Source organism: Streptomyces sp. NPDC055287 (assembly GCF_053646035.1).
Window position 1 is genome coordinate 156,683 of the sequence record NZ_JBSHNE010000013.1, and the last position, 19,697, is coordinate 176,379.

Annotated in this window: 20 protein-coding genes; 11 read left to right on the top strand and 9 right to left on the bottom strand. The window is 70.4% G+C overall.

Annotated elements, in window-relative coordinates; all coding sequences use genetic code 11:
- The first annotated feature begins 38 nt into the window (after window positions 1-38).
- From ACWIHY_RS21945 to ACWIHY_RS21955, 3 genes are all read left to right on the top strand, one after another.
- Window positions 39-1,016: an ATP-binding cassette domain-containing protein gene (locus ACWIHY_RS21945; RefSeq protein WP_454377343.1), complete on the top strand. Its 978-nt coding sequence runs from the start codon at window positions 39-41 to the stop codon at window positions 1,014-1,016.
- A complete protein-coding gene (locus tag ACWIHY_RS21950; RefSeq protein ID WP_454377344.1) occupies window positions 1,013-1,804 on the top strand; it encodes an ABC transporter permease in 792 nt (263 codons plus the stop codon). The genes ACWIHY_RS21945 and ACWIHY_RS21950 overlap by 4 nt, the downstream gene beginning before the upstream one ends.
- Window positions 1,805-1,904: 100 nt before the next feature.
- Window positions 1,905-3,077: a WD40/YVTN/BNR-like repeat-containing protein gene (locus ACWIHY_RS21955; RefSeq protein ID WP_454377345.1), complete on the top strand. Its 1,173-nt coding sequence runs from the start codon at window positions 1,905-1,907 to the stop codon at window positions 3,075-3,077.
- Window positions 3,078-3,090: 13 nt separating this feature from the next.
- On the opposite strand, the gene ACWIHY_RS21960 is transcribed toward ACWIHY_RS21955, so the two are convergent.
- Complete coding sequence (locus tag ACWIHY_RS21960; protein WP_454377346.1) at window positions 3,091-4,509, bottom strand: glutamate decarboxylase; 1,419 nt, start codon at window positions 4,507-4,509, stop codon at window positions 3,091-3,093.
- Window positions 4,510-4,631: 122 nt separating this feature from the next.
- Between ACWIHY_RS21960 and ACWIHY_RS21965 the strand changes: the two genes are divergently transcribed.
- Window positions 4,632-5,390 (top strand): MerR family transcriptional regulator, encoded by a 759-nt coding sequence (locus ACWIHY_RS21965; protein WP_454377347.1) that lies wholly within the window; start codon window positions 4,632-4,634, stop codon window positions 5,388-5,390.
- 70 nt (window positions 5,391-5,460) lie between these two features.
- Here ACWIHY_RS21965 and ACWIHY_RS21970 read toward each other — a convergent pair whose 3' ends face one another.
- A complete protein-coding gene (locus ACWIHY_RS21970) occupies window positions 5,461-5,826 on the bottom strand; it encodes a YbjQ family protein (protein WP_454377348.1) in 366 nt (121 codons plus the stop codon).
- A gap of 145 nt (window positions 5,827-5,971) precedes the next feature.
- Between ACWIHY_RS21970 and ACWIHY_RS21975 the strand changes: the two genes are divergently transcribed.
- The gene (locus ACWIHY_RS21975; RefSeq protein ID WP_454377349.1) at window positions 5,972-6,667 is read left to right on the top strand and encodes a DedA family protein; all 696 of its coding nucleotides are present in this window, start codon (window positions 5,972-5,974) and stop codon (window positions 6,665-6,667) included.
- A 51-nt stretch (window positions 6,668-6,718) separates the two neighbouring features.
- Here ACWIHY_RS21975 and ACWIHY_RS21980 read toward each other — a convergent pair whose 3' ends face one another.
- Together ACWIHY_RS21980 and ACWIHY_RS21985 are read right to left on the bottom strand one after the other, a co-directional pair.
- Complete coding sequence (locus ACWIHY_RS21980) at window positions 6,719-8,410, bottom strand: threonine/serine ThrE exporter family protein (RefSeq protein ID WP_454377350.1); 1,692 nt, start codon at window positions 8,408-8,410, stop codon at window positions 6,719-6,721.
- A 175-nt stretch (window positions 8,411-8,585) separates the two neighbouring features.
- Window positions 8,586-9,080, bottom strand: a complete 495-nt coding sequence (locus ACWIHY_RS21985; RefSeq protein WP_069930540.1) for an inorganic diphosphatase — start codon at window positions 9,078-9,080, stop codon at window positions 8,586-8,588.
- A 177-nt stretch (window positions 9,081-9,257) separates the two neighbouring features.
- On the opposite strand from ACWIHY_RS21985, the gene dacB reads away from it, so the two are divergent.
- The 6 genes from dacB to folE all read left to right on the top strand — a co-directional run bounded on the left by dacB (window position 9,258) and on the right by folE (window position 16,625).
- Window positions 9,258-10,682: a D-alanyl-D-alanine carboxypeptidase/D-alanyl-D-alanine endopeptidase gene (gene dacB, locus ACWIHY_RS21990; RefSeq protein ID WP_454377351.1), complete on the top strand. Its 1,425-nt coding sequence runs from the start codon at window positions 9,258-9,260 to the stop codon at window positions 10,680-10,682.
- A 75-nt stretch (window positions 10,683-10,757) separates the two neighbouring features.
- The gene (locus tag ACWIHY_RS21995) at window positions 10,758-11,876 is read left to right on the top strand and encodes a zinc-dependent metalloprotease (RefSeq protein WP_454377352.1); all 1,119 of its coding nucleotides are present in this window, start codon (window positions 10,758-10,760) and stop codon (window positions 11,874-11,876) included.
- A 188-nt stretch (window positions 11,877-12,064) separates the two neighbouring features.
- Window positions 12,065-13,108, top strand: a complete 1,044-nt coding sequence (gene tilS, locus ACWIHY_RS22000) for a tRNA lysidine(34) synthetase TilS (protein ID WP_454377353.1) — start codon at window positions 12,065-12,067, stop codon at window positions 13,106-13,108.
- Between the two features lie 44 nt (window positions 13,109-13,152).
- Window positions 13,153-13,692 (top strand): hypoxanthine phosphoribosyltransferase, encoded by a 540-nt coding sequence (hpt, locus tag ACWIHY_RS22005; RefSeq protein WP_069930539.1) that lies wholly within the window; start codon window positions 13,153-13,155, stop codon window positions 13,690-13,692.
- A 170-nt stretch (window positions 13,693-13,862) separates the two neighbouring features.
- A complete protein-coding gene (gene ftsH, locus ACWIHY_RS22010; RefSeq protein WP_454377354.1) occupies window positions 13,863-15,896 on the top strand; it encodes an ATP-dependent zinc metalloprotease FtsH in 2,034 nt (677 codons plus the stop codon).
- Between the two features lie 123 nt (window positions 15,897-16,019).
- On the top strand, window positions 16,020-16,625 hold the full coding sequence (gene folE / locus ACWIHY_RS22015) for a GTP cyclohydrolase I FolE (protein WP_454377355.1): 606 nt from the start codon (window positions 16,020-16,022) through the stop codon (window positions 16,623-16,625).
- 50 nt (window positions 16,626-16,675) lie between these two features.
- On the opposite strand, the gene ACWIHY_RS22020 is transcribed toward folE, so the two are convergent.
- From ACWIHY_RS22020 to folP, 5 genes are all read right to left on the bottom strand, one after another.
- Window positions 16,676-17,155 carry a DUF3180 domain-containing protein gene (locus ACWIHY_RS22020; protein ID WP_454377356.1) on the bottom strand — a complete coding sequence of 160 codons (480 nt, stop codon included), beginning with the start codon at window positions 17,153-17,155 and terminating at the stop codon, window positions 16,676-16,678.
- 65 nt (window positions 17,156-17,220) lie between these two features.
- Entirely contained in the window at window positions 17,221-17,820 is a 600-nt protein-coding gene (gene folK, locus ACWIHY_RS22025) for a 2-amino-4-hydroxy-6-hydroxymethyldihydropteridine diphosphokinase (RefSeq protein WP_454377357.1), read from the bottom strand.
- The gene (folB, locus tag ACWIHY_RS22030; protein WP_454377358.1) at window positions 17,817-18,176 is read right to left on the bottom strand and encodes a dihydroneopterin aldolase; all 360 of its coding nucleotides are present in this window, start codon (window positions 18,174-18,176) and stop codon (window positions 17,817-17,819) included. Before folB ends, folK begins: the two co-directional genes overlap by 4 nt.
- Before the next feature lie 190 nt (window positions 18,177-18,366).
- Window positions 18,367-18,819 carry a nuclear transport factor 2 family protein gene (locus tag ACWIHY_RS22035; protein ID WP_454377359.1) on the bottom strand — a complete coding sequence of 151 codons (453 nt, stop codon included), beginning with the start codon at window positions 18,817-18,819 and terminating at the stop codon, window positions 18,367-18,369.
- Window positions 18,816-19,685, bottom strand: coding sequence for a dihydropteroate synthase (gene folP, locus ACWIHY_RS22040; RefSeq protein WP_454377360.1), 870 nt, complete (start codon window positions 19,683-19,685; stop codon window positions 18,816-18,818). The genes ACWIHY_RS22035 and folP overlap by 4 nt, the downstream gene beginning before the upstream one ends.
- Window positions 19,686-19,697 lie beyond the last annotated feature (12 nt).

Genomic DNA, 19,697 nt, shown 5'->3' on the forward strand with positions numbered 1-19,697 from the left:
GTCAAGTTTGACTACGCGGTCCGAGGAGAGGGATGGCATTGGCTGACGCTCATGCTCACGCCGACGTCGACGCGGTGGTCGTCGTCGAAGGAGCACAGAAGCGGTACGGGGAGAAGCGGGCTCTGGACGGGCTCGACCTGGTGGTGGGACGCGGCACGGTGCACGGCGTTCTGGGGCCCAACGGCGCGGGCAAGACCACGATCGTGCGGATCCTGGCGACGCTCCTGCGGCACGACGCGGGACGGGTGGAGATCGCCGGGTACGACGTACGGTCGCAGGCCGGCGAGGTGCGGCGGCGGATCGGGCTGCTCGGGCAGCACGCGGCGGTGGACGAGGAGCTGGGCGGGCGGCAGAACCTGGAGATGTTCGGCCGGCTGTACCACCTGGGAACGCGCCGGGCGGGCGCGCGGGCCGACGAGCTCCTCGAGCGGTTCGGGCTCGCGGACACGGGGCGCAAGGCGGTCGGGCAGTACAGCGGAGGCATGCGGCGGCGGCTCGACCTGGCGGCCTCGCTCATCACCGATCCCCACGTGCTGTTTCTGGACGAGCCGACGACCGGGCTCGACCCGCGCGGGCGCGCGGAGGTGTGGGGCGCGGTGCGGTCGCTGGTCGGGGGAGGCACGACCGTACTGCTCACTACGCAGTATCTGGAGGAGGCCGACCAACTGGCCGACCGGATCACGGTGGTCGACCGGGGCAGGGCCGTCGCCGAGGGCACACCGGACGAGCTGAAGGGCAAGGTCGGCGGTGACCGGATCGACGTGGTGCTGCACGACGTACGCCAACTGGGCGCGGCTGCGGCGCTGATGGGGCCGGACGCGGAGGAGGACGCTGACCGGCGTCGGATCAGCGTGCCGGTGGTGGACCGGATGGCGGCGCTGACCGGGACCGTACGGGCGCTGGAGGCGGCCGGGATCGAGGCGGAGGACATCGCGCTGCGCAGGCCGACGCTCGACGAGGTGTTCCTGCACCTCACGAAGGGGACCGGATCCGAGACCGCGGAGGTCGCGGTATGAGCGCGGGTGCGGTCGGCTGGGCGGTCGCCGATTCCTGGACCATGACGCGGCGCGAACTCGCCCGGTGGGGGCGGCAGCCGGTCCAGGTCGTCGTCGGCCTGGTGTTCCCGGTGATGCTGCTGATGATGTTCGGGTTCCTGATCGGCGGCGGCAAGGGGGTGCCGGGGAATTACGTCGACTTCCTGGTGCCCGGCATGCTGGCGCTGACCATGGCCTTCGGCCTGGAGTCGACGATGCTCGCGGTCACCCAGGACCTCAACAAGGGGGTGATCGACCGGTTCCGCTCGATGCCGATGACCTCGGGGGCGGTGCTGGTGGGGCGCTCGGTCGCGGACATGCTCCAGTCGGCGGCCGGCCTGGTGGTCATGATCGCCGTCGGCTGTGCGATCGGCTGGCGCTGGCACGGCGGCCTGCTCGGATTCCTGGGCGCGATCGGGCTGTTGCTGCTGCTGCGCTTCGCGATGCTGTGGATCGGCATCCAGCTGGCGATGGTCGCGGGCAAGCCGGAGATGGTCCAGGCGGTGCAGATCCTCGTCTGGCCGGTCGGCTTCCTGTCCAACGCCTTCGCGACGCCGTACTCGATGCCGGACTGGCTCGGCGCGGTCGTCGCCTGGAACCCCCTGTCGGCGACGGCCACGGCCGTACGGGACCTCTTCGGCAACACGGCGGTGGCCGGAAGCTCCTGGCCCGCCGAACACGCGGGGCTGCTGGCGGTGGTGTGGCCGGTGGTGCTTGTGGCGGTGTTCCTTCCGCTGGCGGTACGGCGGTTCGGGCGGCTGAGCCACTGAAACTGACGGGCTGAGAAGGGGAACCCGGTCGCGGTCTGCGGTGTACCAGAAGCAGAAGCGGTCCATGGCGGGACCGCAGACCGCGAGACCGGGGGCTTCGATGAGCAAGCGGTTCACTTCGGGCGGGGCGCTGACGGGCGCTGTCCTCTTCGTACTGGCGCTGCTGTCGGCGGGGTGCACGGCTGGGGCGTCACGGCCACCGGCGCCGGAGGTGCCGTCCGCCCCCGACCTGCCGGGCTCGGCGCACATGGTGGGGCTCGCGGCGGACGGCAGCGGGTTCGTCCTGCTCGCGAAGTGCGTGGCGGACGTGGAGCGGCCCGGGAACGGGTTCTGTCGTCAGTACGTGGCGGTGCTGGACAAGGGCGCGTCGCAGTGGCGGCTGCGGAGGTCTCCGCTGCACGACCCGTCCGGTACGGGCGGGGTGTCGGCGGACCTGAGGGTGCTCGGCTCCGGCCGGGCGTGGCTTCACGAGGCGGTGGGGGACGACCGGCACCGTACGTGGTTCACGGCGGACGGCGGGCTCTCCTGGCAGGCGCGTGACGTGAAGCGCGCGGGGTCGGCGCGCTCGATCCCCCGGGGCGCCGCGCTGTCGACGCTGTGCGGGTATCCGACGGCCCCCGACGGGGGCGCGTGCGCGCAGGACCAGCTCCTGGTGATGTCCCCCGCCGACGGCAGGCTGCGCGAACTGAAGTCGCGGCCGCCGCTTGCCGGTCAGCTGCATCCGGCGCCGTACGCCGAGCCCGACGGCTCGTGGTGGGTCTCCGGGGAGGACCCGCGGAGCGGCGAGCCGGCGCTCGCGGTGTCCCGTGACGCGGGCCGGACATGGACGGCGAGCCGGCTGGACAGGCCGCTGAGGAAGCCCGGTTGGGGCGTGCGGGTCTCGGTGGGCGACGGCGTGGTCTACGCGGCGGAGCTGGGCGAGCTGCCGGCCGGTGAGCCGGTCAAGAATCCGGTTCGGGCCATCCACCGCAGCAGGGACGGCGGCCGTACCTGGGAGCGGACGTGGAAGGCGGGCGCGACCCGCGAACCGCGCACGCTGCTGGGCGTGCTGGTCCCGGGGGCGGGCGACACCCTGCTGTTGCACGGGGAGCGCGGCGACTACACCAGCCCGGACGGCGGCCGCACCTTCCGCCCCGTGACCGGCGGCCCCGCCCTCGGCTACGCCTCCACGATCCCTCTGGGCCGGCTACAGGCACGCGACTCCTGTGAGTACGGCATATCCACCGACGGCGTGCGCTGGACCACCTTCATGCTCGGCGCCTGCGACGACTGAGCGGGTGACCCGCTCAGTGGTGGAACGACGTCGCGGCCGACGCGTCCCGGGTCGCCGGGTGAGACTGTGCGCGCAGCTCGGGGAGCAGCTCCTCGAGGCTCTCCACCAGCAGCTCGGCCAGATCCGCGGAGAAGCCGTTGCGGCAGACGACCCGCAGGACGGCGAGATCCTCCCGGTTCTCGGGAAAGGTGTACGCCGGCACGAGCCAGCCCCGCTCCCGCAACCGCCGGGACACGTCGAAGACATCGAAGTTCCGCACGTCGGGGGCCGTGGTGAAGGCGAACACCGGCAACTCGTCGCCCCGCGAGAGGAGGCGGAAGTCGCCCGTCGCCTCGATCCGCTCCGCGAGCCCCCGCGCCACGTCTCGCGACGCCTGCTGCACGGCCCGGTACCCCTCCCGGCCGAGCCGCAGGAAGGTGTAGTACTGCGCGACCACCTGTGCGCCGGGCCGGGAGAAGTTGAGGGCGAAGGTCGGCATGTCGCCGCCCAGGTAGTTGACCCGGAAGACCAGTTCCTCCGGGAGCTCGGCGGCCGAGGGCCACAGCGCCCAACCGACCCCGGGATAGACCAGGCCGTACTTGTGCCCCGAGGTGTTGATGGAGGCCACCCTCGGCAGCCGGAAGTCCCAGACCACGTCCTCGTCGACGAAGGGAGCGACCATCGCGCCGGACGCCCCGTCCACATGCACCGGGACATCGAGACCCGTGCGCTCCTGAAGGTCGTCCAGGGCCGCGCAGATCTCGGCGACCGGCTCGTACGAGCCGTCGAAGGTGGAGCCGAGCACGGCCACCACACCGATGGTGTTCTCGTCGCAGAGTGCTGCCGCCGCCTGTGGGTCGAGGTGGAAGCGGTCTCCCTCCATGGGCACTTGACGCGCCTCGACCTCCCAGAAGTTGCAGAACTTCTCCCAGCAGACCTGGACGTTCACGCCCATCACCAGGTTGGGCCTGGCCCGGCCCGGATAGCGGTCGGGGTTCTTCTTGGCCCAGCGGCGCTTGAGCGCCATCCCGGCGAGCATGCAGGCCTCACTGGACCCCGTCGTCGAGCAGCCCACGGCCGCCGCCGGGTCCGGCGCGTGCCAGAGGTCGGCGAGCATGGCGACGCAGCGCCGCTCCAGCTCGGCGGTGCGCGGGTACTCGTCCTTGTCGATCATGTTCTTGTCCCGGCACTCGCCCATCAGCTCGCCCGCCTGCGGCTCCATCCAGGTGGTGACGAAGGTGGCGAGATTGAGCCGGGAATTGCCGTCGAGCATCAGCTCGTCGTGCACGAGCTGATACGCCGTCGCGGGCGCCATCGGCCCGTCGGGCAGCCGGTGCCGGGGAGGGGCGGCTTCCATGTCGCCGACCGGGTCGGCTGTGCCGTAGAAGGGGTTCAGGGCGAGCTTGCTGCGCTGCTGACTGTCCTGACCCGTACGGCCTCGGTGAAGTCCCATGCGCTCACCATAAGGGTCGATAAGCGGACATAACGCTCCAGGGAATGGGGCTTGCACCTCACGTGGCGTGAGGGCTCAGGCTGAGGGCGTACCGAGAAAGAAGGAAGAAGGAGCGGAAAGCGATGAGCTACTCCGTCGGACAGGTCGCCGGATTCGCCGGAGTGACGGTGCGCACGCTGCACCACTACGACGAGATCGGGCTGCTCTCCCCCGGCGGCCGCAGCCACGCGGGCCATCGGCGCTATGACGACGCCGACCTCGACCGGCTGCAGCAGATCCTGTTCTACCGGGAGCTCGGCTTCCCGCTCGACGAGGTGGCGGCCCTTCTCGACGACCCGGACGTGGACCCGCAGGAGCATCTGCGGCGCCAGCACGAGCTGCTGTCCGGCCGTATCGCGAAGCTGCAGGAGATGGCCGCCGCCGTCGAAACCGCCTTGGAGGCACGGAAGATGGGCATCAACCTCACCCCGGAAGAGAAGTTCGAGGTCTTCGGCGACCACGATCCCGAGCAGTACGCCGAGGAGGCCGAGCAGCGCTGGGGCAACAGCGAGGCGTACAAGGAGTCGCAGCGCAGGTCCGCGTCGTACACCAAGGAGGACTGGCTGCGGATCAAGGCGGAGGGCGAGGAGAACACCGCCGGCCTGGTCGCCGCCATGGAGGCCGGCGCCGCGCCGGACTCGGTCCGGGCCATGGACCTCGCCGAGGAGCACCGCGCACTGATCTGCCGCAATCACTACGACTGCGGTTACGACATGCACGTCTGCCTCGCCGAGATGTACGTCGCCGACGAGCGCTTCACCACGTCCATCGACGCGGCGAAACCCGGCCTGGCCGCCTACCTGCGCGAGGCGATCCTGGCCAACGCCGCCCGCCACGCGTAGCGCCCGCCGCCCCGCACGGCGCGAGCAGTACGGCCCCGGAGGCGCCCCGGAGCCGTACCCGTGCCCGCCGTCACTCCTTGGTGAGAACGACCGCAGTGCCGTACGCGCACACCTCGGTCCCCACGTCGGCCGCGTCGGCCACGTCGAAACGCATCATCAGCACGCCGTTGGCGCCGCGCGCCCTGGCCTGCTCGACGAGCCGCTCCATCGCCTGGTTGCGGGTCTCCACCAGCGTCTTGGTGAGCCCCTTGAGCTCGCCGCCGATCATCGACTTCAGCCCGGCGCCGATCTGGCTGCCCAGGTGCCGTGAGCGCACCGTCAGACCGAAGACCTCTCCGATCACGCGGTCCACCCGGTAGCCGGGTGCGTCGTTCGTGGTGACCACCAGCACATCGGACTGCGCGCCCTGCCCGCCGCCGTATTCATCGATGCCCATCCGCATCCACCTCCTGGCGAACAGCTTTGCCGCAGTCCGTCCCCCGCGCATCCCCTGGGGCCTACTGGAACCAGGAGCACCCACCCGGCGTTGATAGCTTTGGGCAGCACACCCGCAGACGATCCCACCCTGGAGCCCGGTACCCGTGAATACGCTTGCGCTCGGACCGACCTGGCTGGATCCGGACTATCTGCTGGAGCAGTTCGGGCTGATCGGCCTGCTGGTCATCGTCTTCGCCGAGTCCGGGCTGCTCATCGGCTTCTTCCTGCCGGGCGACTCACTGCTGTTCACCACCGGCCTGCTGGTGACCACGGGCGCGCTGGACACCCCACTGTGGCTGGTCTGCACCCTGGTCTGCCTCGCGGCGATCATCGGCGATCAGGTCGGTTATCTCTTCGGCCGCAAGGTCGGACCTGCCCTCTTCAAGCGCCCGGACTCCAGGCTCTTCAAGCAGGAGAACGTCGAGAAGGCCCACGACTTCTTCGAGAAGTACGGCCCCAAGTCGCTGGTCCTGGCCCGCTTCGTACCGATCGTCCGCACCTTCACGCCGATCATCGCCGGCGTGAGCAGGATGAACTACCGCTCGTTCATCACGTTCAACATCATCGGTGGTGTGCTCTGGGGCGCGGGCGTGACCCTGCTCGGCGCCTCGCTCGGCAAGATCGAATTCGTCCACAAGAACATCGAAGCGATCCTGATCCTCATCGTCCTGATGTCGGTCGTCCCGATCGCCATCGAGTACCTGCGCGCCCGCAGCAAGAACAAGAAGACCTCGGCCGCCGAGGGCGACCGGGCCGACGGCACCCCCCCGTCCTCGCGCGGCCGTCACGCCAAGCGCTGACCCCGGAGCGGCGCCAGGAGGCCCCGGGCCCCGGCCCGGAGACCTCCGGCTCTAGAAGCCGCGCGTCCGCTTGGCCGCGCGGCGGCTGGCCCCACGGCCCGCGCCGGGCACCTTCAGGAACAGCCGGGAGATCTCGCCACCCAGATTCACCCCGATGGCGATGGCCAGCGACAGGGCCGCCGCTGTGGACAGGGACGCGAGCCCCTGGTTCAGGTCGTTCTGCGCGATGCCCAGCAGTCCGAAGTACGTCGACGAACCGGGCAGCAGCGGACCGATCGCCGCCGTGACGTACGGCAGCGCCGACGCGTACTGGTAGCGCGAGAACAGCTGCCCGAAGAGTCCGACCAGACCGGCCGCGACGGCTGTCGAGGCCACCGCGGAGATCTCGCCGACGTCGTGCATCGCGCCGAACACGATCCAGGCCACTCCGCCGTTCAGCGTCACCATCAGCACGGTGTTCCGTTCCTGCTGGAGCAGGATCGCGAAGGCGAAACAGAGCAGCATCGACGCCAGGATCTGGGTCACCGGCCGCTCGACGGTCTCCAGCGCCGTCGCCGCGTGCATCTCGGCGTCGAGCTGCACGCCCAGATAGAGCACGACCAGCACACCGATGACGATCGCGATGAAGAAGTACATGACTTCGAGCAGCCGCGCCGACGCGGTGATGTAGTAACCGGTCAGACCGTCCTGCACGCCCGCGACCAGGGCCCGCCCCGGCAGCAGGGCGAACAGTCCACCGGTGATCACGGCGGAGGGCCGCACGTCCCACATGGTCGTCGTGGGCGCCAGTGTGAGCGCCACGCCTATGGCGGCGGGAGGCATCGCCGCCACCAGGAACTGGTAGAACTCCGGCAGCCCGCGCCCCGCGCACAGCCACGCCAGCCGGTCACCGAGCATCGCCCCGATCGCGGCGGCGAGGAACACCACCGGTCCACCGCCGACCAGCACGGAGGCCGCACCGGCCAGCAGCCCGCTGGCTCCCGTCAGCGCCCAGCCCGGGTACGGGTGACGGTTACGCCGCATCTCCGCGAGCGTGCGGTACGCCTCCTCCAGCGTGACGTCGGTGTCCGGCGACGTGATGTCGTCGATGAGGTGGTAGACCGCAGCCAGCCGGGTGTAGTCGGTGCCCCGTCGGCGTACGGTCCTGCTCGCCGTGACCGGGTCCTCGACCAGCGACGGCTGGTACGAGATCGACAGCAGCGTGAAGGTCACGTTCGGCTCGCAGCGGTCGAGCCCGTACGCCCGGCTCACGCCGAACATCGCCGCCTCGACGTCCTCGGCGCCCTCGCCGCCCGCGAGCAGCAGCTCGCCGATACGCAGTGTCAGGTCAAGCACGCGCGGTACGGCGGGCCCGGCCTCGTCGTGCCGCTGCACCGGCTCCGGCACCGGCCGGTCGCCGACCGGCATGCGCAGCAGCGTACGCATCCGGTCCTGCCAAGGCGCCTCCTTGGTCAGCCGGACCATGGGCATGCCGTGCGCCGGGGTGAAGGCCGGCGGCGCGTTGCGGGCGCTGTAGGTGCTCGGGGTGTCGAAGGCCGACACCTCCGGAGGGACAGGGTGCTCGCCCGTGGTCGTCCCCTCGGGAAGCGCGAACTCGGAGGTCGGGCTGTCCTCCTCGGGAGGTTCCGGCTGTTCCACTCCGGCCGGCGGAGTGAAGGCGCTGCGCGCCTCGTCCGACTGCGGCTTGCGATCCTCGGGGCTCTCGTGGTCAGCCCCGCTGCCGCCGCGTTTCGGCTCCGCCACTACCTGCCTCGCTTCGATTCCTTGATCCCGTACGTCCGCATGCCCAAGCCATGGCCAGACATGCCCAGTATGCGGACGGACACCTTCCCCTCGCGCGCCGCTCAACACGCGGCGGGCGGTGCACCCCCATTGGGGTGCACCGCCCGCCGTGATGTCAGGTAAGCCCAGGGGCTCGTCAGTGGCTGCCGCCCTGGGCCTGCAGGCGCTTGTACGAGGCCTCGACCTCGGCCTCGGCCTCGGTGCGGCCGACCCAGTCGGCGCCCTCTACGGACTTGCCGGGCTCCAGGTCCTTGTAGACCTCGAAGAAGTGCTGGATCTCCAGGCGGTCGAACTCCGACACGTGGTGGATGTCGCGCAGGTGCTCCACCCGCGGGTCCGACGCCGGGACGCACAGCAGCTTGTCGTCGCCGCCGGCCTCGTCCGTCATCCGGAACATGCCGATCGCGCGGCACTTGATGACACAGCCGGGGAAAGTGGGCTCGTCCAGCAGAACGAGCGCGTCCAGCGGGTCGCCGTCCTCGCCGAGGGTGTTCTCGACGAAGCCGTAGTCCGCCGGGTAGCTCGTGGAAGTGAAGAGTCGACGGTCCAGGCGGATCCGGCCGGTCTCGTGGTCCACCTCGTACTTGTTCCGCGAACCCTTCGGAATCTCGATGGTGACGTCGAACTCCACGGGTGGTTCCTCCATGATCAGCACATACTCCGGGTGGCGCTGCGTCCTTCCGGGGGCCACCCCGGACCGCCGGCCGGTTCGGTAGGCCGGACGAGCCGGGGAGTCATGCTCCCGGCAACACGCAGTGGTTAAGTGTCCCTCACGCAGGTGTGTGATCGCGAAAGGGGCTGGTCCGAGGTGCCGGAGCGCAAAACTTGGCAGCTCGCGACGATCGCGGCCGTGGCCGGTCTCGCCCTCTCCGCCGGTGCGGTGGCCGCGGCCGGCCCCTGGGACTCCGGTCAGCGTAAGGCCGAGCGGGCGTGGGCCGCCTCCCAGGACCGTACGGGTGGCGCACATCACGAGTCACCGGCGCGCGGCGTCCCGGCGCCCGCCCCCAGGGCACCCGGCGTGCTCGCCGCGCTCGGTGTTCCCGTGCCGCCGCCCGCCGAGAGCGGCCTCGCGGACGCCCTGGACCCATTGCTGCGCGACCCGGCGCTCGGCACGCTGCGTACGGCGTCCGTGATCGACACCGCGACCGGCGCGCAGGTCTACGGCCAAGGTGACAAGGACGGGATGATTCCGGCCTCCACCATCAAGATCGCGACATCGGTCGCCGCGCTCTCGGCCCTCGGCTCCGACCACCGCATCCCCACCACCGTCACCGCGGCCCCCGACGGCAAGAAGATCGTTCTCGTCGGCGGCGGCGACCCGACGCTGGACCGCGGCGCACTGGCCTCCCTGGCCGACGACACCGTACGGGCGCTGCGGGACCGCGGTGTGGGTGAGACGGAGCTTTCGTACGACACCACGCTGTACTCCGGCCCCGACCTTCACCCCATCGGCCCCAACGACAACATCAGCCCCGTCAGCCCGCTCATGCTGGAGGAGGGCCGGCTCGACGGCTCCCGCAGCGGCCCCGCCCCGCGCAGCACCGACCCGGCCGGCGACACCGCCCGCGCCTTCGCGGAAATGCTGCGCGAACGCGGCATCAATGGGAAGGGCGACCCCGCACCCGGCAAGGGTCCCGACGACGCCGAACCGGTCGCCAGAGTCCTCTCAGCGCCCCTGTCCGCCCTCGTCGAGCGCACTCTCACCAGCAGCGACAACGACATCGCCGAGGCGCTCGCCCGCCAGACGGCACTCGCCTCGGACGAGCCGGCCAGTTTCGAAGGCGCGGGCAGGGCCGTCGAGGCCCGGCTGAAGAAGCTGCAACTGCCGCTGTCCGGCGCCCGTTTCGCGGACGGCAGCGGCCTGGACCGCGACGACAGCATGTCCGCGGCCCTGTTGTCCGCCCTCCTCGCGCGCGCGGCCGACCCGGCCCGCCCCGAGCTGCGGCCCGTCCTGACCGGCCTGCCGGTGGCCGGTTTCAGCGGCACCCTGAAAGGCCGGTACACCCAGGACTCGCCCGGCACGGGCATGGTCCGCGCCAAGACCGGAACCCTCAGCGGCGTGAACACGCTGGCCGGAACGGTCGTCGACGCGGACGGCCGACTCCTCTCCTTCGCCTTCCTCACCTCCGGCACCACAGGCCCCGACGCCGCCCAGTCGGCCCTGGACCGGCTGGCCTCCACGATCGCCAACTGCGGCTGCGAGTCGTCGGGTGGACGGCCGGGCCGCAGCTGAACCCGGGGAAGTTCAGGGGTACGGGTGGAGGACAACACCTCACCGCGGGCCGGTTCGACAACGTACGGTTGACGCATGACGAGCATCGGTGGTGCGGAGATGGTCGACTGGAGCCTCGCGGTGGCGACCGCGACCCGCCTGGTGAGGCCGGGCCCCGACGTGAGCCGGGACGAGGCGCGAGCCGTCGTCGCCGAGCTCCGCCGGCACGCCAAGGCCGCGGAGGAGCACGTCCGTGCCTTCACGCGGATGATCCCCGAGGGGCACGAGCCGCAGGACACCCCGGTCCTCGTGGTCGACCGGGCCGGCTGGATCAGGGCGAACGTCGCCGGATTCAGGGAGATCCTGCGCCCGCTCCTGGACAAGATGCAGGAACGCCGGGGCTCCGGGCCCGGCGGCGCCGTGCTCGGCACGGTCGGCGGCAAGGTGACCGGCGTCGAGGTCGGCATGCTGCTGTCCTTCCTCGCCTCGCGCGTCCTCGGGCAGTACGAGACCTTCGCCCCGCCCTCCCGCGACCTCCCCTCCGGAACCGGCGGCGGGCGGCTGCTGCTCGTCGCCCCGAACATCGTCCACGTCGAGCGTGAGCTGGAAGTGGACCCGCACGACTTCCGGCTCTGGGTCTGCCTGCACGAGGAGACCCACCGCACCCAGTTCACGGCCGTGCCCTGGCTGCGCGACCACCTGGAGGGCGAAATCCAGTCGTTCCTCGCCGAGACCGAGGTCGACCCGATGACCGTGCTCGAGCGTCTGCGCGAGGCGGCCCAGTCGCTGGTCGGCGGCCGCCCCGAGGGCGAGGCGGGCGAGGACGGCGGCCGCAGCCTGGTCGAGATCGTCCAGACCCCCGCCCAGCGCGAGATCCTCGGCCGCCTGACCGCCGTCATGTCGCTGCTCGAAGGCCACGCCGACTTCGTCATGGACGGCGTGGGACCCGACGTGGTGGCCTCCGTCGCCGAGATCCGCGAGAAGTTCCAGCAGCGCAGGGCCCGCGGCGCCAGCCGCCTGGACCTGGCCCTGCGCAAGCTGCTCGGCCTGGACGCCAAGCTCCGGCAGTACCGTGACGGTGAGCGTTTTGTGCGAGCTGTGGTGGAGGAGGTCGGAATGGACGGCTTCAACCGGGTCTGGACCTCCCCGAACACGCTCCCCACCAAGGCGGAGATCGCCAAACCGGCGGACTGGGTCGCACGGGTGCACCGTTAGGCGGAGTCGTAAATCCCGGTGCGGCCGACGGCAGGGGAACGCCCCTCTAATCACCCATCCGAGGGACCGTAGGCGCTGGGTAGGCGTGCAATGCTCGGGGAATGGCCCGGCTCTGTCACCATCGACGCACTCTGAGTGACTGGCTTCTCCTCCCGAGGCACCCCCAACTTCACCGAAGGGCACCGGACATGGGTCCCCATCCTGCGGTCGCAGCGATACGCCTGGCGGTCCGCCGCGTACTCCACGACGTACTCACCGACATCACCGACAACGCCCCGCGCGCCATAGCGGGCACCGTGCCCGGCGCGGCCCCGCACGAGCCGCCGCCGCTCGTGCTGGTGGCGTGCTCCGGCGGCGCCGACTCCATGGCGCTCGCCTCCGCTCTCGCCTTCGAGGCGCCCAAGCTCGGCATCCGGGCCGGCGGTGTCACGGTCGACCACGGCCTCCAGGAAGGCTCCGAAACGCGGGCCGCCGAGGTCGTCAACCGCCTCACCGCACTGCGCCTGGACCCCGTCGAGGCCGTCGCGGTGACCGTCGGCCGCAGCGGCGGCCCCGAAGCGGCCGCCCGCGACGCCCGCTACGCCGCGCTGGACGCCGCCGCCGAGCGCCACGGCGCCGCCGCCGTCCTGCTCGGCCACACGCGCGACGACCAGGCGGAGACGGTCCTCCTCGGCCTCGCCCGCGGCTCCGGCATCCGCTCGCTGTCCGGCATGGCCGCCGTGACCGGCGCGGGGCGCTACCGCAGGCCCTTCCTTCAGATCGACCGGCAGACCGCCCGCAAGGCCTGCATGGTGCAGTCGCTGCCCGTCTGGGACGACCCGCACAACACCGACCCCGCGTACACCCGCTCGCGACTGCGCCACGACGGCCTGCCGGCCCTGGAGAAGGCGCTCGGCAAAGGCGTCGTCGAGGCCCTCGCCCGCACCGCGCAGCTCTCCCGCGACGACGCCGACGCCCTGGACGACTGGGCCGCCGAGGCGGACGCGGCCGTCCGGGACGAATCCGGCCAGCTGGAGTGCGTCAAGCTCTACGCCCTGCCGCCCGCCGTACGGCGCCGCGTCCTGCGCCGGGCGGCCATCACAGCGGGCTCGCCGCCCGGATCGCTCTTCGCGCGGCACGTCGAAGAGGTGGACCGGCTGATCACAGGCTGGCGCGGGCAGGGCGTCATCAACCTCCCCGGCCGGGTGGAGGCGCAGCGGCAGGGTGGCAGACTGGTCATCCGGCAGGGCTGATGCGCTGAAGCACTACGAAAGTGACCCCGGTGAACGAGAAGGACATGGGCACCGACCTCAAGTCGGTGCTCATCACCAAGGAAGAAATCGACGCGAAGCTGGTCGAGCTGGCCGCGAAGATCGATGCGGAGTACGCGGGCAAGGACCTGCTCATCGTGGGTGTCCTCAAGGGCGCCGTCATGGTGATGGCGGACCTGGCACGCGCTCTCTCCACCCCCGTCACGATGGACTGGATGGCGGTCTCGTCCTACGGCGCGGGCACCCAGTCCTCCGGCGTGGTCCGCATCCTCAAGGACCTCGACACCGACATCAAGGGCAAGCACGTCCTGATCGTCGAGGACATCATCGACTCGGGTCTGACGCTCTCCTGGCTGCTGTCGAACCTCGGATCGCGTGAGCCCGCGTCCCTGAACGTCTGCACGCTGCTGCGCAAGCCCGAGGCGGCCAAGGTCCAGCTCGACGTGAAGTGGGTCGGCTTCGACATTCCGAACGAGTTTGTCGTCGGCTACGGCCTGGACTATGCCGAGAAGTACCGGAACCTGCCTTTCGTCGGCACTCTCGCCCCGCACGTCTACGGCGGCTGAGACGGGAACCTCCACCCTTGCCCCGCCGTTGGAGCATGGGAAGGCAGGTTCGCCAGCCGTCCCCGGCAGTCGCGGGTGACAATGCTGGGGTACCGTCCGAAGAACAGTCTTTTTAAACAGCAGCATTTACCTACGGGCAGGAGGGACGGGGCGATTACCGCCCCGTATGGATGGACGTGAAGCGATACTTCCGTGGGCCGGTCATGTGGATCGTGCTGGCCGTCCTCGCCGTGGTCGTGTTGATGCAGGTTGTCGGCTCGTCCGGCGGCTACAAGACGGTGGACACTGCCGAGGTCGTCCAGGCGATCGACAAGAACCAGGTCAAGCAGGCCAAGCTGACGACCGGTGACGAACAAGTCATCAAGGTCGAGCTGAAGGACGGCCAGAAGGTCAAGGACAGCAGCAAGATCCAGGCGAGCTACATCGGCGACCAGGGCGTCGCGCTCGCCAACAAGCTGCAGTCGAAGTTCGACAGCGGGGACATCGACAAGGGCTACACGGTCTCCCCCTCCAAGCAGAACCCGTTCGTCGGGATCCTGCTCTCCCTGCTCCCCTTCGTCCTGATCGTGGTCGTCTTCCTGTTCCTGATGAATCAGATGCAGGGTGGCGGCTCCCGGGTCATGCAGTTCGGGAAATCCAAGGCCAAGCTCATCACCAAGGACACCCCCAAGACGACGTTCGCCGATGTGGCGGGCGCCGACGAGGCGGTCGAGGAGCTCCACGAGATCAAGGAGTTCCTCCAGGAGCCGGCGAAGTTCCAGGCCGTCGGCGCCAAGATCCCCAAGGGTGTGCTGCTGTACGGCCCGCCCGGTACCGGCAAGACGCTGCTCGCGCGTGCCGTCGCCGGTGAGGCCGGTGTCCCGTTCTACTCGATCTCGGGTTCCGACTTCGTCGAGATGTTCGTCGGTGTCGGCGCCTCCCGCGTGCGCGACCTCTTCGAGCAGGCCAAGGCGAACGCTCCGGCGATCGTCTTCGTCGACGAGATCGACGCCGTCGGCCGGCACCGCGGTGCCGGCATGGGCGGCGGTCACGACGAGCGCGAGCAGACGCTGAACCAGCTGCTCGTCGAGATGGACGGCTTCGACGTGAAGGGCGGCGTCATCCTGATCGCCGCCACCAACCGGCCCGACATCCTCGACCCGGCGCTGCTGCGCCCGGGCCGTTTCGACCGGCAGATCGCGGTCGACCGTCCGGACCTGCTGGGCCGCCTCGAGATCCTCAAGGTGCACGCGAAGGGCAAGCCGGTCACGCCGGAGGTCGACCTGCGGGCCGTCGCCCGTCGTACCCCCGGCTTCACCGGCGCCGACCTGGCGAACGTGCTGAACGAAGCCGCGCTGCTGACCGCCCGTACGGACAAGAAGCTGGTCGACAACCACTCCTTGGACGAGGCGATCGACCGTGTCGTGGCCGGACCGCAGAAGCGGACCCGGATCATGAGCGAGAAGGAAAAGAAGATCACCGCGTACCACGAGGGCGGACACGCCCTGGTCGCGGCGGCTTCCCCGAACAGCGACCCGGTGCACAAGGTCACCATCCTGTCCCGCGGGCGCGCCCTCGGTTACACGATGGTGCTCCCGGACGAGGACAAGTACTCGACCACGCGCAACGAGATGCTGGACCAGCTCGCCTACATGATGGGCGGCCGTGCGGCCGAGGAACTGGTGTTCCACGACCCGACCACGGGCGCTTCGAACGACATCGAGAAGGCCACCACCACGGCCCGCGCGATGGTCACGCAGTACGGCATGACCGAGCGCCTCGGCGCGATCAAGTTCGGCCAGGACGGCTCCGAGCCGTTCCTCGGCCGTGACATGGGTCACCAGCGCGACTACTCGGAAGAGGTCGCCGCGCTGGTCGACGAAGAGGTCAAGAAGCTCATCGAGACCGCGCACAACGAGGCGTGGGAGATCCTCGTCGAGAACCGCGACGTTCTCGACAACCTGGTTCTGGCCCTCCTGGAGAAGGAGACGCTGAACAAGGAGGAGATCGCCGAGATCTTCAGCCCGATCGTGAAGCGCCCGGCCCGCCCCGCGTGGACCGGTTCTTCCCGCCGTATGCCGTCCACGCGGCCGCCGGTGCTGTCCCCGAAGGAGCTCTCTCTCACCAATGGCGCCACTGCCAACGGTGCGACTCCCGCGGTGACGGCCGGCCCTGTGGACACTCCGGCCACCGAGGCGATCCCCGAGGAGCGCCCCGAGAGCTGATCGTCCCGACCCCGCGCGGGGCCCGGAATGAACGCCGCGTCCCCCAGGTTTTAGCCTGGGGGACGCGGCGTTTTCATGACTCCGCCCGTTTGCGGCATGTGAAAGCACAGGAACGAGGCACAGATGACCGACCCGGTGACGTTGGACGGCGAAGGCACCATTGGCGAGTTCGACGAGAAGCGGGCCGAGAACGCCGTACGCGAACTCCTCATCTCGATCGGTGAGGACCCGGACCGCGAGGGGCTCCGGGCGACGCCGGGGCGCGTCGCGCGGGCGTACAAGGAGATATTCGCGGGACTGTGGCAGCAGCCCGAGGACGTGCTGACGACGACGTTCGACCTGGGCCACGACGAGATGATCCTGGTCAAGGACATCGAGGTCTTCTCGACCTGCGAACACCACCTCGTTCCCTTCCGCGGGGTCGCCCACGTCGGGTACATCCCGGCGACCAGCGGAAAGATCACCGGTCTGTCCAAGCTGGCGCGGCTGGTCGACGTCTTCGCACGCCGCCCTCAGGTCCAGGAGCGGCTCACCACGCAGGTCGCCGACTCCCTGATGGACATCCTGGAGCCGCGCGGTGTGATCGTGGTCATCGAGTGTGAGCACATGTGCATGTCGATGCGCGGCATCCGCAAGCCCGGCGCCAAGACGATCACGTCGGCGGTGCGCGGGCAGCTTCGCGATTCGGCCACGCGCAACGAGGCGATGAGCCTGATCATGGCTCGCTGAGATCCGCCTCGGGCGACGGGGTACCCGCCCCGGGCGGTGGGGGCCCGGCCTCAGGAGGTGGGGGCCGCGCCCGTCTCCTCGTCGTCCGGGAGCTTGCAGACCCGCTCCAGGAAGAACGCCGCCGCGACGACGCCCGCGCCCGCCAGGACGGCCAGGCCCGCGTAGATGGCCTGGTCGCGGCGGGCGGGCACGTCGAGGCTGTTCAGCAGATAGACGCCCACACCGCCGTACGTCCCGCAGACCAGGGACGCGACGAGCGCGCTCGCCTGGCCGAAAACCACCGCGCGGGCGGCCATCAGCGGTTCCACGCCCTTCGCGCCGGGCCGGCGCTCACGCTGGGCGCGCAGCCTGGAGCGGATCGAGAGCGCGGTCGCCAGGAGGACGACGGCGATCACGGCCAGTACGACGGGGGCCGCAAGCGGCACGCTGGGCAGTGTGCCGACCGCGTCCCACAGGCGCGCGCCGCCCCAGGAGAGGACGCCTGCCACGGCGAAGAGACCGGCCAGTACCCGGAGCCGAAGTTGCTTCACCGAGAGAGCCCCTCACATACGGTCACGATCATTCGTCCGGTCGATGCCGTCCGTCAGCCTAACGACTACTCGGGCAGACGGAGTTCCAGATCGGGGCGTACGAGTACGCCGGTGGCGCCGACGCCGCTCAGCAGATCCGCGACGGGGCCGCGGCCCGGCAGCTGGGCCTCCGGGTCCACGTCGTGCCACGGGGCGAGTACGAAGGCGCGCTCGTGGGCGCGGGGGTGGGGCAGGGTGAGGATCGGGTCCTCGGACACCACATCGGCGTACGCCACGATGTCCACGTCGATCGTGCGCGGGCCCCAGCGCTCCTCCCGGACCCGGTCGAAGGCTTCCTCGATGGCCTGGCCGCGCTCCAGCAGGGAGGCCGGGGGCAGGGTGGTCCTGATGACGACGACCGCGTTGAAGTACGACGGCTGGGAGCCGGGGTCGACGCCCCAGGGCTCGGTCTCGTACACCGGGGAGACGGCCTTGACCCGCAGGCCGGGGGTGTCCTCCAGGGCGTCGATGGCGCCCTGGAGGGTCTCCAGGCGGTTGCCGAGGTTCGAGCCGAGGGAGATCACGGCCCATTTGGGGTTGGACAGCGTGATGTCGGCGGCATCCACCTGTTCCACCACGGAGGCGGGCACCGGCTGCACGGTCGGGTCGCTCTGTGTGCGGTTCATACTCGGCTCCGGGTGATGGTGATGGTCACGTCGTCGAAGGGGACCGTGATCGGGGCGTCCGGCTTGTGGACGCAGACCTCGACCTCCTTCACCCCACCGTGCTTGAGGCACTGCTGGGCGATCCGCTCCGCGAGTGTCTCGATCAGGTCGACCGGCTCGCCCTGGACGACGTCCACGACCTCCTCCGCCACGACGCCGTAGTGCACGGTCTTCGCCAGGTCGTCGTCGGCCGCCGCGGGGCGGGTGTCGAGGCCGAGAACCAGGTCCACGATGAAGGTCTGGCCTTCCTCGCGCTCCCGGGGGAACACGCCGTGGTGCCCACGGGCCTTGAGGCCGCGCAGCGCGACACGATCCACGCGAATCACTCCTGCTGTCGTAGAGAACAAGGGCGCCCGCCGAGTGCGGTCGGCGTGTCACCCTCACCCGAATCTACCTGCGAGCGCCGACACCGGGCGCCCACGGGGGCTATGGACAGAACCTCTTGGGGCTGGTAGCCGCCCATACCCAACGGCTCCGGACGCGAACCTTCCACAGGCCCCTACCCACTCAGGCGGGTGTCTCGTCGTCCTCTTCTTCACCGTTTTCGGTCAGAACGGGGGACCCGTGGTGGGACCACAGTTTCCAGCCGTCCTCTGTGCGACGGAACACATTGGAGGCGACGATCAGCTGGCCGACCAGCGGGCCCAGTTCGCCCGCCTCCTCCGCCGGGCCGCCGCTGAGCGTGTTCTCGGTGCAGACCACCAGGGCGGTGTCGCCGAGGACCGTCACCTTCACGTCGGTGAGGAAGAACTGGATGTACTCCGTGTTCGCCATGATCAGGGCGTACGAGCGCAGCACCTCGCCGCGCCCCGACAGCACCGGCCAGCCCGGGTGGACGCAGGAGATCTCGTCGTCCAGCCAGAGCACCGACAGCTCTTCGAAGTCGCCGCGCTCCACGGCCTCGTAGAACGCCGTGTTGGCCAGTTCGACCTGCTCGGCGTCCGTGCGCGCGCGGCTCACAGGGCTCCTTCCACGGCCCTGGCGACCCGTACGGCGTCGGCGGTGGCCCGTACCTCGTGGACGCGCACCGCCCACGCGCCCTCATGGGCGGCGATGGCGGAGACGGCGGCGGTGGCGGCGTCGCGCTCGCGGGCGGGCGGCGGAGTGGCTCCCTCACCGGCGTCGGCCGCGAGCACGTGGCCGAGGAACCGCTTGCGGGAGGCGGCCACCAGGAGGGGCCTGCCGAGGGCGCGCAGCTCGGCGAGGTGGGCGACCAGCGCCAGGTCGTGCGGGGCTTGTTTGGCGAAGCCGAGGCCCGGGTCCATGACGATGCGTTCGGGGGCGATGCCGCCCGCGACGACGGCCTCCATGCGGGCGCGCAGTTCGGACACGACCTCGCCGACCACATCGGCGTACACCGCACGGCTGTTCATCTGCTCGCTGAAGCCGCGCCAGTGCATCACGACGAAGGGTGCTCCGGCCGCGGCGACGGCGGGGATCATCGCGGGGTCCGCCAGGCCGCCGCTGACGTCGTTGACCAGGACGGCTCCCGCCGCGACCGCCTGCTCGGCGACGGCGGCGCGCATGGTGTCCACCGAGACGGTGACGCCTTCCGACGCGAGGCCGCGCACGACGGGGATCACCCGCTTCAGCTCCTCGTCGGCGTCGACACGCGAGGCGCCGGGGCGGGTGGACTCGCCGCCGACGTCGATCAGGTCGGCGCCCTCGGCGACGAGGTCCAGTCCGCGCTTGACCGCGGCGGTCGTGTCGAACCAGCGCCCGCCGTCGGAGAAGGAGTCGGGCGTCACGTTGACGACCCCCATCACCGCACAGCGGTCCCACTCCGGCAGACCCTCGATCCGGCCACGTGTGCGCAACGTACTCATGCGTCCAGCGTA